Genomic DNA, 12,843 nt, shown 5'->3' with positions numbered 1-12,843 from the left:
CCACCAAGAGCACGAAAGGGCACGAAGCATGAAGCACGACGCTCTCTCTTTTTGTAATCCTTCGTGGTCTGAGTGGATTCCCATGTTCCGATCTACACATTATTCTCCACAAAGATCACGAGAGAGCGTGAAGCATGACGCTCAACACTCTGCCATCCGTAGAGGCGCTTAATCCAAAAACCCTTTGCACCTCCGCGTCCTTGAATAAGACTTTATCACAGTTCCCGCGCTTCGTGCTCCTTTGTGACCTTCGTGGATGCACTTCTTTTCTTCCACCAAGAGCACGAAAAAGCACGAAGCACTGCACTCTCTCTTTTTGTAATCCTTCGTGGTCTGAGTGGATTCCCATGTTCCGATCTACAAACTACAAATACTCGTCACTCATCACTGGCATCACCTGCCCGCGTCCCGCACATCCCCCAACGGGCCAGTGCCGCGTTGCGGACGCGGAGAGGCGTCATCGACACCGCGCAGCGTGTGGCGGCGCGTATCATAGTGCCCTTTGAGTTCATCGACGAGCGTCCCTTTCCAGAGCGGAACGCCGATCATATACGCTGCGCGCCCAATCATGTGCGAGGCCACCGGCGCAGTGAGGAACAGGAAGAGCACCCCCGCGACCGCGCGCACCGTGATCGCAATATCAGCCGCCGACACCGCGACCGCCAGCAACACGCATCCGGCGCCAAGCGACGACGCCTTCGACGCCGCCGACATACGCAGGAAAATATCGGGCATGCGCACGATACCAATGCCCGCCAGCAGCAGCAGGAGCGTTCCGATCACGAGAAGCACAGCGCTGACGATCTCTTGAATCAGGCCGATCATATCCGCCGCTCCGTATAGTACGCAAACGCGATTGTCCCGATAAAGCCGATCAACCCGACCACCAGCGCCGCATCGAGAAAAGCAGGCTTGCTATTGGTCAGCGCATACGCTGCGAAAATCGCAATGGCAATCGTTCCCATCACATCGAGCGCCACCACGCGATCCGGCAGGCTTGGTCCCCGCACCAGGCGAATGACCGGCAACGCAACCGCGATGCTCAGCAGCGGCAGCACAACCCAGAGCGCAATTATCTGCACCATCAGTTGAACACCTCGTACACTAAACGCTCAAATCCTTCTTTAATCCCGCGCCGGAACTGTTCCGGGTCGCCAACATCAATGGCATGCACATACAGGCAACTGCGGTCGTCAGCCACATCAAGGCTCAACGTGCCCGGCGTCAGCGTGATCAGATTGGCAAGCATGGTGATTTCCGCATCGGAGCGAATGTCGAGCGGAATAGCGACGATGCCGGGTTTGATCCGCTCTTTTGGCGTCAGCAGCACAACGCGCGCCACATTAAGGTTCGCCAGAATGATTTCCCACAGTACGTAGACCACAAAACGGACCATCTGCGGCGCCTTGACGAAGTAGCGCTCACCGCGCAGTTGCCGGCGCAGTATCCAGAGAATGCCGTATCCAAGCACAAAGCCAAACGCCAGATCAAGCGGCGTGAACTGACCGGTCAACGCACTCCAGGCAATCGCCAGCAAAATGTTCAACAAAAACATGATGGCACCTCACCGGAGCGCCAGCGACGCACTCTGCACCGCTGCAATGTACTCCGCCGGGTTGAGCAGTTGATCGGCGGCGCGCTGCGCCAGATCGTAGAACGGTTGCACCGATAACCCAATCACGACGGTCACCAGCGCCAACCCGACGACCGGAACGACCATGAATGCCAGACTCTGCGTATTCGATTGGGTCGGCGCCGGCGCTTTCTTCCAGAACGCCTCCGCCCAAATTTTGGTCATCGAGAAGACCGTCAACAAACTGACGACGAGCGATACGGCAACAATGACATACTGTTCGACCTGCAATCCAGCCTGCACCAGCATCAATTTCGCCCAGAATCCAGAGAGTGGCGGAAAGCCTGCCAGCGAAAACGCCGGGATCAGGAACAGGATCGCCAGCCAGGGATACACCTTGTAGACATCACCAAGGTCTTTCAGTTCATACGACCCGCGCAGGCGATGAACGACGCCGCTCACCAGAAACAGGTTCATCTTCACAATAATATGGTGCATGATGTAAAAAACTGCTCCCGCCAGCGCCAGCGACGTGAACAGCCCCAACCCCATGATCATGTAGCCGATCTGGCTGATGATATGGAACGACAACACCCTGCGGAACTCATTTTGCGCCACCGCGCCAAGCACCCCGGTCACCATCGTCAAACCCGCCAGCGCCAGGATCAATCCGTGGGTGAGCGCAATGTTCTGCACAAACAACAGCGAGAATACCCGGATCAATGCATAGACGCCAACCTTGGTCAACAGACCGGCGAAGATCGCCGAAACCGCAATGGGTGGCGTGTGATACGATGCCGGCAGCCAGGCAAAAAGCGGAAAGATCGCGGCTTTGATGCCGAACGCCGTCAGAAACAGCATCGCCAGCGTCGTCACCAGCCCAGGCTGATTGAGAAGCGACAACTGCTGCGACAGGTCGGCCATATTGAGCGTGCCAACCGCGCCATACAGGATTCCGACGGCGCTGAGGAAGAGTGCTGAAGAGAGCAGGTTGAGCGTCACATACTTGATCGACCCCTCAAGTTGCGCCCGTTCGCCCCCCAGCGCCATCAGCACGAACGACGACATCAGCAGCACTTCGAACCAGACATACAGATTGAAAATATCACCCGTCAGGAACGCGCCACAGATGCCCATGAACATGATGTGCAACAACGGATAGTAGCCAAACCGCTCGCGCGCTTCATCCATGCTGCCCAATGAATACACAGCGACTGCAAGCGCCGTCAATCCGGTGATGACCACCATGATGGCGCTGAGAAGATCGGCGACGAACGAAATACCGAACGGCGCGGGCCAGTTGCCCAACTGCGTCGCCTGAATGCCATTGCGCGACACACCATCCAACAACGCAATGCCGGCAACCAGCAGCAGCGCCGCGCCAACGACGTTCAAGGCGCGGTGAATGTCGCGTCGCCCCCAGAATACGAGCATGACAATACCGGTGATGAACGGAATAAGCACCGGCAGCACTAACAGAACATCCATACCCATCTCTCAGAACAATGCACAGCTCACCATCCACCCTGCTTCATTGCTCGGTCGTCCTCAACTCATCAATATCATCCGCGCCACAACTCCGATAGGCGCGCCGGAAAAGCACAATAGTAAACGCCTGGACCCCAAAGCCAATCACGATAGCCGTCAGAATCAGCGCCTGCGGCAACGGATCGGCATAGGGCGCGATCGGCGCTTCCGCGCCGACGGGAACCAGCGGCGGATTGCCGCGCGTCACATGCGAGACGATGAAAATCAGCAGGTTCGCCGCATAGCCAAGCAGCGCCAGCCCAAGCACAATTTTCACAACGCTGCGTCGCATAATCATATAAAGCCCCGCAGCATATAACACACCAATGACAATCGCCCAGATGAACTCCATAGCGCTACTCCCCCTCCACCTCGAAGAGCGTAAACATGATCGTGACGGTAATACCAACCACTACCAGGTACACGCCAACATCGAACAGCAACGGGGTGCCGACTTTACCGATGACCGGCAACGCTTCTTTGTACCAGAGCCCGGTCATGAATGGCAGCCCTAGAAACAGCGAGAACAGCGCACTCAACGCCGCCACCAGCAACCCCGCACCGATCAAGCGCTTGGGGTCGATCCGTAGCGTGTTCTGCGCCTGCGCAACGCCATACACCGCCGCGTACAACGTGAAACCTGCGCCTGCAACCAACCCGCCGACGAATCCGCCACCCGGCTCATTGTGGCCCCGAATGAGCAGAAAGATTGAGAAAATGAGCATCAACGGCAACAACAGGCGGGTTGCGGTCGCCAGAATTAATGAGTGCATCGGCAACTCCATCAGACATCGATCGTCTCGGTGCGCTCACGCGGAACGCCATTGCCCGTCTGCGCATCAGCGCCCTTCTGCTCATCATGCTCAGACGCCGGCACAAGCCTGAGCAGGGCGTAGATTCCAATGGCTGCCGCGCCGAGCACCGTAATTTCGCCCATTGTATCGAACCCACGAAAATCGACCAGAATGACATTGACCACATTCCGACCAAATGCCTGTGGCACACTATTCTCTGCCAGAAATCCGCTCACACGCGACTCGGTCGGTGATGCGAGCGCCATCAGGGTCAGCACGGTCATCAGCGCGCCGCCGGCAATCGCAAGCCCTGCGGAACGCACTCGCGCGCCTGCGGTTGAAAGATTGCTGAAGCGCGGCAAACGATAGACGACCAGCACAAACAGGATGGCTACCAGCGTCTCGACGGCAAACTGCGTGATTGCCAGATCGGGTCCGCTGAACAGCAGGAAAACCAGTGCCGTGCCATAGCCGACGAATCCCAGACCAACAACGGCGGCCATGCGCGACGTCGCACGGATGACGAACGTTGTGGCAGCAATGATGATCAGCGCCACCATCAGTTCATACACACGCACATCAGCCCAATCCGCCGGAATAGTAATCACGACCCGCCCAACCACGAGCGTGAATGTAGTCAGCGCCAGCACCGTGGCGATGATCAGTCCGATATAAAACCGCAGATAGCCATTTTGCAGCAACCGGGTCTGCCAGGCTGCCAGCGCGAGCATGCCATCGACGGCGCGCTGATACCATCCTTCGGCGCCCCATGACGCCAGCGGCGCAGTAGCGGCGGCAAAGCGCGCGAAGATACCCCGCGCCCGATACAACCCTGCACCAACAACCAGGGTGACCACGCTCAACACCAGCGCCTGACCGGCTGCGCCTTCAATACCGGCCCACAGGAGCAGTTCGATCTCCTTTGTCTTCCCGATCACCGAACCGGTTGCAGGTCCAATCAGGGCATTGCCGATCTGAACCGAGAACAATCCCGTGCCAAGCCCCGCGAGCGCCAGCGCGACCGGACCCATCCGCATACTCAACGGCGCTTCGTGCGCGTGCTTCGGCGTCTGCGTCGGTGGACCAAAGAACACGCGCAACGATACCAAACCGGCGGCGACAACGGTCAGCATATTCGTCAAGAGCGCGACCGTAATCAGGATCGGCTCTTCCAGGTTTGCCTTGTACTGAACTTCCTTGGCAATGAACCCAAACAACGGCGGCAAACCGGCCATCGAAACCGCAGCCAGCATGCCGGCTGCCGCCGTGATCGGCATCACAGCGCGCAACCCACCAAGGTTCGTGATGTCGCGCGTGCCGGTCTCGTGATCGACCGACCCGGCAACCTGGAACAACGCGCCTTTGTACAGCGCATGGCTCAGCGTAAAGACCATCGCCGCCTTGAGCGCATCGTCCGTGCCGACGCCAATGAGCGCCACCAGCGTGCCCAGCGCCGAAACGGTGGTGTACGCCAGAATACGCTTCAGATCGGTCTGCTGCACTGCCAGCAACGCACCGACGATCATGGTGGCGCTCCCGAAGCCGGTGAGCAACCATTGCCAGGCTTCCGTGCCGCCGAGCACCGGGTTGAGCCGCGCCAGCAGAAAGACGCCGGCCTTTACCATCGTCGCCGAGTGGAGATACGAACTGACCGGCGTCGGCGCTTCCATCGCGCCGGGAAGCCAGAAGTGGAACGGGAACTGCGCCGATTTGGTGAATGCGCCGAACAAAACCAGCGCCAGGATGCCGCCGTACAATGGGTGCGCGCGCACCGCAGCGCCCTGCGTCAGCAAATCGCTGATCTCCAGCGTCCCGGCGACCTGCCCCAGCAGCACAAACCCCGCCAGCAGCGCCAGCCCGCCAATGCCGGTCACCAGCAGGCTTTGCAACGCCGCCTTGCGCGCTTTCTCGTACTCGTGCTTGTAACCAATCAACAGATAGGAACTGATCGTCGTCAGTTCCCAGAAGACGAACAGACCGATCAGATTGTCGGACGTGACGATGCCGAGCATGGCCGCCATAAAGATCAGCAGCAGCGTTAGCATCCGTCCCAGCATCGGATCATTCGCCAGATAGCCGCCGGCATAGATCATCACCAGCGTGCCGATGCCGGTAATCAGCAGCGCAAAAAGCAGACTCAACCCGTCGATACGAAACGACAGATTAATCCCCAGGCTCGGAACCCATGCATAACTGAAACGCAACGTCTCTCCGCCTGCCACTGTCGGAACCAGGCTGATGAAGTAGATCATCAACGCAAACGGCAGCAGCGCCATAATCCATCCGGCAGAGCGCGGCGCAACCCGGTGCAGCCACGGCGCCGCAATGGCGCCGCCAAATCCTGAAAGAACCGCAGTCAGCATCGGCATTACTCAGAAACAGCACGGGGTCCGAAGCGTTCTACCCACTCCGGCCCCCGCAATCCCTTACACTCTCCAGTATATCATGCTTCAGCGACGCACCGACAGGGTACTCTTTCCTCTTACAGCGACAAACTTTGCCCGAAGACCCGATGTTTTCATTTTTCCCGGCAGCAGTCGCGCACCCGTGTGCGTGCTGTCCCGGGTCGGCGACACTTCATATTTTCCTCGCTGCGCTCGGAATCCCGGCGGTGATGCCATATCGCAACCCGTCACTCCGGCGACGACTCCGCTCAGAGTGACAGGCGCACTGCGTTGTGCTGCGGCAAAAATCGATACGCATACGACCAACGTTTGGATGGTCAACTGCCAACCTGCAACGCGGTCATTACCGTTCTGTTCACGATGGTTGCGAAATCTTCACTGATCGATCAATCAATTTCTGATAGACTATGTTTGATTGTTCGATCAATCAAATAAGGAATGGCAATGGCAGGAGCGGACGACAGCAACACGCGCGACCGGCGGCGCCAGATTATGGATGCGGCGTTGCAGGTCTTCAGCACCAAAGGGTTTCAAAAGGCGACGAACCGCGACATCGCCGAAGCAGCGGGAGGCATTTCGCCGGGGCTGATCTATCACTACTTCAAAGACAAGCAGGACCTCTTTCTCTCTATGCTGCGCGAGCGCGCCACGATTTTGGCGCTCGTCGATCATCCGCAACAGTTGATGGACCTGCCGCCGCGTCAAGGGTTGACCCTCGTTGGACGTTCCTACCTGACGATGATGAGCATCCCCGAAAATGTTGCGGTGTTTCGCATCATTCTGGCAGAGGCGCTGCACTTTCCCGAAGTGGCCGCCATGATACGACAGCACTTCGTGGATCGGGTCTTCGGCGTGTTGCGCGCCTACCTGCAACGGCAAATTGATAATGGCCGTCTCCGCCCGCACGACACGTCGATCAGTGTGCGCACATTTCTGGGCAGCATCGTTGTCCACGTGATTGCGCGCGAGGTGCTACGCCAGCCCGAAGCCCTCCAACTCGCCGATGATCAGGCGGTCGCCATGGCGGTCGATGTTTTCCTCCATGGTTTGAGCCTCGAAGGGGAGGATGCGTGATGTTCAGCCGCCTCTGGCCCGTGATGCGCAAAGAGTTCATCCACATTCGGCGCGATCCGCGCACGCTGGTGGTGATGTTCATCGCGCCGCTGATGCAGTTGATCCTGCTCGGCTATGCTGCAACCACCGACGTGCGCGACGTGCCGCTGGCAGTGTTCGACCAGGATCGCACCTCTGCCAGCCGTGATCTGGTTGAGGCATTTGTCGCCTCCGGGCAGTTTGCTGTGGCACACTACACCGGCAGCGACCGCGAACTCGCCGCGTTGATCGATGGCGGCCGGGCGCGCGCCGGTCTGATCATTCCGCCAGGGTATGCTGCCGACGTGCAGGGACGCCGGGGGGCGCAGGTGGTGTTCGTTCTCGATGGATCGGACCCATCGATCGCCGGTTCGTCACTATCGGCGGCGCGTCTGATCGGGCAGGCGAAGTCGGTCAGCATCCAGACCGAGCGACGTGGCGCAACCGCGCCGCTGCTCGAGGTGCGCACCCGCGTCTGGTACAACCCGGATATGGCAAGCGCCGTCTTTATGATTCCCGGTCTCATTGGGCTGGTGCTCCAATTGCAGGCGACGCTGCTCACATCGTCGGCAATTGTGCGGGAACGCGAACGGGGAACGATCGAGCAGTTGATCATCACCCCCATCAGGTCCTTTGAGCTGATTCTGGGCAAGATTCTGCCGTATGCGCTGGTGGCGCTGCTGATCACGCTCGAAGTGTTGATCCTGGGAACCTTCTGGTTTGGCGTGCCGATCAAGGGCGATGTCGGGTTGCTGCTGGCGATCTCCTGTCTGTTCCTGCTTTCGACGCTGTCGATTGGATTGCTGATTTCGACCGTAGCGAACACGCAGCAGGAAGCGTTTCTGCTGACCTTCCTGACCCTTCTGCCATCGGTCTTTCTTTCCGGTTTCATCTATCCGGTAGCTGCGATGCCTGCGGCGTTGCAATTCATCAGCGGCATCATTCCGCTGACCTACTATCTGATTGTGGTGCGTGGCATCGTCATCAAAGGCGTCGATGCTTCGACGTTGCTGCCGCAGATCGGCGCACTGGCACTGTTTGGCGCCATCCTGATCGTTGCCGCCACGGCGCGCTTCCGCAAACGGCTTGACTGATGAACGTTGGGAGGCGATCATGCATCCACGCACACGAATAGTTGTCCCGCTGCTCCTGATAACCGGGTTGATCGGCGGCGGGTACTGGTGGTTCCAGCAATCGGCGCAGGCGCGGAATGGCGCCCTCACCGGATCGGGCACGATCGAAGCCGAAGAGGTGTTGGTGACCGCAGAAATCGCCGGACGCGCGCAGCGGCTGTTTGCCGATGAAGGATCGGAGGTGCGCGTCGGGCAGGAGCTGGCGCAGATCGATACGGCACTGCTCGAAGCGCAACTGGATCAGGCGAAGGCGGCAGTGGCGGCAGCCGAGGCGAACCTGGCGCAGATCCGCGCCGGAACGCGGAGCGAGGAGATCGCCATTGCCGAGGCGCAGGTGAAGCAAGCGGAAGCGGCGGCGGCTGGCGCTGCCCGGGCGTATGAGCACGCGCTCGCCATCCTGAACAATCCACGAGAACTGGACCTGCAACTGGCGCAGGCGCGCGCCAACCGCGATTCGGCGCTGCGCGCGCTGGAACAACTGCGCGCTGGCACGCGCCAGGAGGATATCGACGCGGCGCGCGCAGCGCTCGCACTGGCACAGGAGAACCTGCATGCCGCGCGCGATAAACTCTCCGCCGCCAAGACACTGGCGGAAGCGCAGGTCGAACAGGCGGCAGCGGCGCTCACGCAGGCGCAGGCGCGTTACGCTCAGGCGAAGAGCAACTGGGAGTATGTGCGCGATACCGGGCAGGATGCACTTATGCCTCTGGTGCTGGTCACGACGCCGGCCGGCGTGCAACGCCTGCCGAATACCGTGAGCGATGGGGCGCGCGAGCATTACTATGCACAGTTCGTTCAGGCGGAAGCGGCGCTGCGTCAGGCGGAGACGGCGCTGGAACAGGCGCTGGTGCAGGCGGAACAGGCGCGCCAGGCAGAGGTAGTTGGCGTGCGTCAGGCAGAATTGCAGGTTGATAGCGCACAGGCGGCGCTGGCAAAAGCTGAAGCAGGACCAACGCCCCAAGATATGGCTGCTGCCGAAACGGCGCTCGCAAACGCGCAACGTCTTTTCGATGTGGTCGAGGCGATGCGCGCCGATCCGCAGCAGTTGCGCGCGGCGGTCGATGCGGCGCGCGCGCAGCAGGCAATCGCCGAGGCGCAACTGGCGCAGGCGCGCGCGCGCCTGGAGATGGCGCGGAACGGCGCCCGCCCGGAGCAGATTCAGGCGGCGGAGGCGCAACTGGCGCAGGCGCGCGCAGCACAACGGCAGATCGAGGTGATGATTGAGAAGGCGACATTGCGCGCGCCGCGTTCCGGCATCATTCTGAGTCGCCCCATCCACGAAGGAGAACAGGTGACCCCCGGTATGCCGCTCATGACCATTGGCTCGCTCGACACAGTACGCTTGACCGTGTACATCAGCGAAGCCGACATCGGGCGCGTGCGCCTTGGACAGACGGCGGAGGTCACGGTCGATAGTTTTCCGGGTCGCGTCTTTCGTGGGACCGTCACATTCATCGCCCAAAACGCCGAGTTTACGCCGCGCAACGTTCAGACACGCGACGAGCGCGCCACAACGGTTTTTGCCGTGCGCATCGAGTTGCCCAATGCCGACCACGCGCTCAAGCCCGGTATGCCAGCGGATGTCACGCTTCTTGAGAGGGGTTAGGGGGGATGATGATACACCCACGTGAGTACACGCTTGCCGGTCCTGAGCATGCGCCGGCAATCGTCCTGATCCATGGCGCACGCATGACGCGTGCGCTCTGGCAACCGCAGATCGACGCGCTCGGCGCTTCCCTGCGCGTGATCGCTCCCGATCTGCCGGGGCATGGCGCGCTGGCGCACGTGCCGTTTTCCCTCGATGCCGCCGTATCGCAGATCGCAACCGTCATCGACACGGTAGCAGACGGGCGGGCGATTGTCTGCGGTCTGTCGCTGGGGGGATATGTGGCGCTGGCGTTCGGCGCCCGACACCCACAGCGCACAACGGCGCTGGTGTTGTCCGGTTGTACGTTCGCGTTCCACGGGCTGCCCGGTCGTCTCATAGGAGCGCCCTACGTCGCCGTCACCCGCTTTGCGACGCGCACCTTCTCGCCGTTGCTGGCGCGCGCCGAGGAACGCACGCTGCGCAAGACCTACCCCGCAGCACTGGCGGAACCGATCATCGCGCGCGGCTTCTTCTACCGCTTTTACGCCGATATTTCCGCCGCACTGCTCGACTTCGATCCGCTGCCCGCATTGCGCGCCTGTGATATGCCGGTGCTGTTGCTCAACGGCGCCAATGATCGCTTCTTTCGACGCGATGAGCACTCCTACCTGCGCGCCCTGCGTCAGGGTCGGCTGCGCCTGATCGAAAACGCATCCCACCTGGCGAACCTTGATCAACCGGAAGCGTACACCACGGCGTTGCGCGATTTTGTATCCGAGGTTGTAGCCGTGCAATGAACGACTTGCCCGCCATCGAAACCATTGACCTGAGCCGCTCGTTCGGTCCGGTGCATGCGGTCTATCGCCTGAACCTGATGGTGGCAGCGGGGCGGATCCACGGTTTGCTCGGACCGGATGGCGCCGGCAAGACGACCACCCTGCGCCTGCTCTGCGGTGCATTGCGCCCCGACAGCGGACGCGCAATCGTCGCCGGGATCGATGTGGCGCGCGATCCAGAGGGCGTGCGGCAACGCATCGGCTACATGCCGCAACGCTTTAGTCTGTACGGCGACCTGACCGTGCTCGAAAATCTGCGCTTTTACGCCGACGCCTATAGCGTCCCACACGCGGAACGCGCCACGTTGCTGAACCGACTGCTCGGATTCAGCCGCCTGGAGCCGTTTCGCAACCGACGCGCCGATGAACTCTCCGGCGGAATGCGCCAGAAACTGGCGCTGGCATGCGCGCTCATCCATCATCCACAGATACTGCTGCTCGACGAACCCACCACCGGCGTCGATCCGGTATCGCGGCGTGAATTCTGGGATCTTCTCCACGAAGCGGTTCACGACCGCGGCATGACGGTGTTGCTCACCACGCCATATATGGATGAAGCCGAGCGCTGCCACGAGGTGAGTTTCATGCGCGCCGGCGATCTGCTGGCGCACGGGACGCCGCGCGAACTCCAGCGCCTCGTGCCCGGCGCCGTGCTGGAGATCCGCGCCGAGCCGCGCCACGCAGCAGAAACCGTCATCCGGGCGCTTCCCGAAGTGCGCGATGTTCACGTCTTCGGTGATCGTCTTCACGTGATTGCCGCACCAGGGTTCGATGACGCAATGCTGCACCAGACCCTCACAGACGCAGGCGTGACGCTGCACGCCATTCGCCCGGTATCACCCGGCATGGAGGATATCTTCCTGTATCTGCAACGAGAGAGGAGATCGCAATGACGCGGCACATCCTTCTTCCGCTCGATGGGTCCACGACTGCCGAAGCCGTGATTCCTTACGCCGTATCGCTGGCACGTGCAACCGGCGCCTCGCTCCTGTTGCTGAGGATCGTGACACCCGGCGAGATCAGCCAGTCCCTCTTCTGGAAGACGACCATTCCGGCAGAATTGCGCCGGGAATGGACCGAAGAAGTGCTGGCGCGCACCAACATGTACCTGGCGAGTGTGGCAGAACGGCTGCACTCGATGAGTCTGCGCGTATCGTTCGACGTGCAGCCGGCCGATGACGCTGCTGCCGCCATCATTGCGCGTGCAGAACACGAACCTGGAGTGGGATTGATCGCAATGACAACTCACGGCTACGGCGGCGCGCTGCGCTGGGCATTCGGCAGCGTCGCCGCGAAGGTGCTGCACGCTGCGCCGACGCCACTGCTCGTCGTGCGCTCAAACGGCGGCGCGCGCCCGCCGGTCGCCGAAGTCGCCTACCGCACCATCTGCGTCCCGCTCGACGGTTCACTGCTCGCGGAACAGGCGCTTGCCGAAGCCCAACTGATCGCCGCACGCACTGGCGCTGCACTCGTGCTCATCAGCGTCGTCGCACATACCGACGATGGCGCCATCGAAGCGCGCGAGTACCTGGAACGAATCGCCGATCAGTTGCGCGCCCGCCAGATAGACGCGCGCGCGCGAGTCGCCGAAGGCGCGCCTGCCGAACAAATCATCCGCGCGGCAGAAGCAGAGGAGGCCGATCTGATTGTCATGGCGACCCATGGACGCACCGGTTTGCAACATCTATGGCTGGGCAGCATTGCAACAAAGGTGGTGCACGACTCGGCGCTGCCGGTGTTGCTGGTGCGCGCACAAGATGAGGAAGCCTTATACCAATCACCTGTGACCATCCGGCATGGTCACCCCGAGCAGAGCGAGGGGTCGTGCGCGACCCGCTCAGATTCCTCGCTGAGTTTACCCTGAGCGAAGCGAAGGGCTCGGAATGACAAGAATG

At 60.8% G+C, this 12,843-nt stretch carries 13 protein-coding genes; 6 read left to right on the top strand and 7 right to left on the bottom strand.

Annotation, left to right across the window (positions count from 1 at the left end):
* Positions 1–393 precede the first annotated feature (393 nt).
* The 7 genes from mnhG to RCAS_RS09080 are packed head-to-tail and all read right to left on the bottom strand — an operon-like array spanning position 394 to position 6,257.
* Complete coding sequence (mnhG, locus tag RCAS_RS09110) at positions 394–825, bottom strand: monovalent cation/H(+) antiporter subunit G (RefSeq protein WP_012120292.1); 432 nt, start codon at positions 823–825, stop codon at positions 394–396.
* Positions 822–1,085 (bottom strand): monovalent cation/H+ antiporter complex subunit F, encoded by a 264-nt coding sequence (locus tag RCAS_RS09105; protein WP_012120291.1) that lies wholly within the window; start codon positions 1,083–1,085, stop codon positions 822–824. The genes mnhG and RCAS_RS09105 overlap by 4 nt, the downstream gene beginning before the upstream one ends.
* On the bottom strand, positions 1,085–1,555 hold the full coding sequence (locus RCAS_RS09100) for a Na+/H+ antiporter subunit E (RefSeq protein WP_012120290.1): 471 nt from the start codon (positions 1,553–1,555) through the stop codon (positions 1,085–1,087). Before RCAS_RS09100 ends, RCAS_RS09105 begins: the two co-directional genes overlap by 1 nt.
* A 9-nt stretch (positions 1,556–1,564) precedes the next feature.
* Complete coding sequence (locus RCAS_RS09095; protein ID WP_041330492.1) at positions 1,565–3,061, bottom strand: Na+/H+ antiporter subunit D; 1,497 nt, start codon at positions 3,059–3,061, stop codon at positions 1,565–1,567.
* Between the two features lie 43 nt (positions 3,062–3,104).
* Positions 3,105–3,452 (bottom strand): Na+/H+ antiporter subunit C, encoded by a 348-nt coding sequence (locus tag RCAS_RS09090; protein ID WP_012120288.1) that lies wholly within the window; start codon positions 3,450–3,452, stop codon positions 3,105–3,107.
* Between the two features lie 4 nt (positions 3,453–3,456).
* A complete protein-coding gene (locus tag RCAS_RS09085; RefSeq protein WP_012120287.1) occupies positions 3,457–3,873 on the bottom strand; it encodes a Na+/H+ antiporter subunit B in 417 nt (138 codons plus the stop codon).
* A gap of 11 nt (positions 3,874–3,884) precedes the next feature.
* Positions 3,885–6,257, bottom strand: coding sequence for a putative monovalent cation/H+ antiporter subunit A (locus RCAS_RS09080; protein ID WP_041331884.1), 2,373 nt, complete (start codon positions 6,255–6,257; stop codon positions 3,885–3,887).
* Positions 6,258–6,743: 486 nt separating this feature from the next.
* Between RCAS_RS09080 and RCAS_RS09075 the strand changes: the two genes are divergently transcribed.
* From RCAS_RS09075 to RCAS_RS09050, 6 genes are read left to right on the top strand one after another with little or no spacing between them, the layout of a single operon-like run.
* Complete coding sequence (locus RCAS_RS09075; protein ID WP_012120285.1) at positions 6,744–7,373, top strand: TetR/AcrR family transcriptional regulator; 630 nt, start codon at positions 6,744–6,746, stop codon at positions 7,371–7,373.
* Positions 7,373–8,485 carry an ABC transporter permease gene (locus RCAS_RS09070; protein ID WP_012120284.1) on the top strand — a complete coding sequence of 371 codons (1,113 nt, stop codon included), beginning with the start codon at positions 7,373–7,375 and terminating at the stop codon, positions 8,483–8,485. Before RCAS_RS09075 ends, RCAS_RS09070 begins: the two co-directional genes overlap by 1 nt.
* A gap of 19 nt (positions 8,486–8,504) precedes the next feature.
* On the top strand, positions 8,505–10,130 hold the full coding sequence (locus RCAS_RS09065) for an efflux RND transporter periplasmic adaptor subunit (RefSeq protein ID WP_012120283.1): 1,626 nt from the start codon (positions 8,505–8,507) through the stop codon (positions 10,128–10,130).
* Positions 10,131–10,135: 5 nt separating this feature from the next.
* Positions 10,136–10,909 carry an alpha/beta fold hydrolase gene (locus RCAS_RS09060; RefSeq protein WP_157042596.1) on the top strand — a complete coding sequence of 258 codons (774 nt, stop codon included), beginning with the start codon at positions 10,136–10,138 and terminating at the stop codon, positions 10,907–10,909.
* Positions 10,906–11,841: an ABC transporter ATP-binding protein gene (locus tag RCAS_RS09055; protein WP_012120281.1), complete on the top strand. Its 936-nt coding sequence runs from the start codon at positions 10,906–10,908 to the stop codon at positions 11,839–11,841. Before RCAS_RS09060 ends, RCAS_RS09055 begins: the two co-directional genes overlap by 4 nt.
* Positions 11,838–12,812 carry a universal stress protein gene (locus RCAS_RS09050; RefSeq protein WP_012120280.1) on the top strand — a complete coding sequence of 325 codons (975 nt, stop codon included), beginning with the start codon at positions 11,838–11,840 and terminating at the stop codon, positions 12,810–12,812. The genes RCAS_RS09055 and RCAS_RS09050 overlap by 4 nt, the downstream gene beginning before the upstream one ends.
* The last annotated feature ends 31 nt before the right edge of the window (positions 12,813–12,843 follow it).

Origin of the sequence: Roseiflexus castenholzii DSM 13941, assembly GCF_000017805.1 — a bacterium.
Lineage (GTDB): Bacteria > Chloroflexota > Chloroflexia > Chloroflexales > Roseiflexaceae > Roseiflexus > Roseiflexus castenholzii.
The sequence above is the reverse complement of the archived record's forward strand: the minus strand, read 5'-3'. Positions and strand labels throughout refer to the sequence as shown.

Coding starts and splice junctions, on each gene's coding strand:
- mnhG (WP_012120292.1), bottom strand. CDS start 825: ATGATCGGCCTGATTCAAGAGATCGTCAGCGCTGTGCTTCTCGTGATC.
- RCAS_RS09065 (WP_012120283.1), top strand. CDS start 8,505: ATGCATCCACGCACACGAATAGTTGTCCCGCTGCTCCTGATAACCGGG.
- RCAS_RS09095 (WP_041330492.1), bottom strand. CDS start 3,061: ATGGATGTTCTGTTAGTGCTGCCGGTGCTTATTCCGTTCATCACCGGT.
- RCAS_RS09070 (WP_012120284.1), top strand. CDS start 7,373: ATGTTCAGCCGCCTCTGGCCCGTGATGCGCAAAGAGTTCATCCACATT.
- RCAS_RS09090 (WP_012120288.1), bottom strand. CDS start 3,452: ATGGAGTTCATCTGGGCGATTGTCATTGGTGTGTTATATGCTGCGGGG.
- RCAS_RS09060 (WP_157042596.1), top strand. CDS start 10,136: ATGATGATACACCCACGTGAGTACACGCTTGCCGGTCCTGAGCATGCG.
- RCAS_RS09075 (WP_012120285.1), top strand. CDS start 6,744: ATGGCAGGAGCGGACGACAGCAACACGCGCGACCGGCGGCGCCAGATT.
- RCAS_RS09080 (WP_041331884.1), bottom strand. CDS start 6,257: ATGCTGACTGCGGTTCTTTCAGGATTTGGCGGCGCCATTGCGGCGCCG.
- RCAS_RS09055 (WP_012120281.1), top strand. CDS start 10,906: ATGAACGACTTGCCCGCCATCGAAACCATTGACCTGAGCCGCTCGTTC.
- RCAS_RS09085 (WP_012120287.1), bottom strand. CDS start 3,873: ATGCACTCATTAATTCTGGCGACCGCAACCCGCCTGTTGTTGCCGTTG.
- RCAS_RS09100 (WP_012120290.1), bottom strand. CDS start 1,555: ATGTTTTTGTTGAACATTTTGCTGGCGATTGCCTGGAGTGCGTTGACC.
- RCAS_RS09105 (WP_012120291.1), bottom strand. CDS start 1,085: ATGGTGCAGATAATTGCGCTCTGGGTTGTGCTGCCGCTGCTGAGCATC.
- RCAS_RS09050 (WP_012120280.1), top strand. CDS start 11,838: ATGACGCGGCACATCCTTCTTCCGCTCGATGGGTCCACGACTGCCGAA.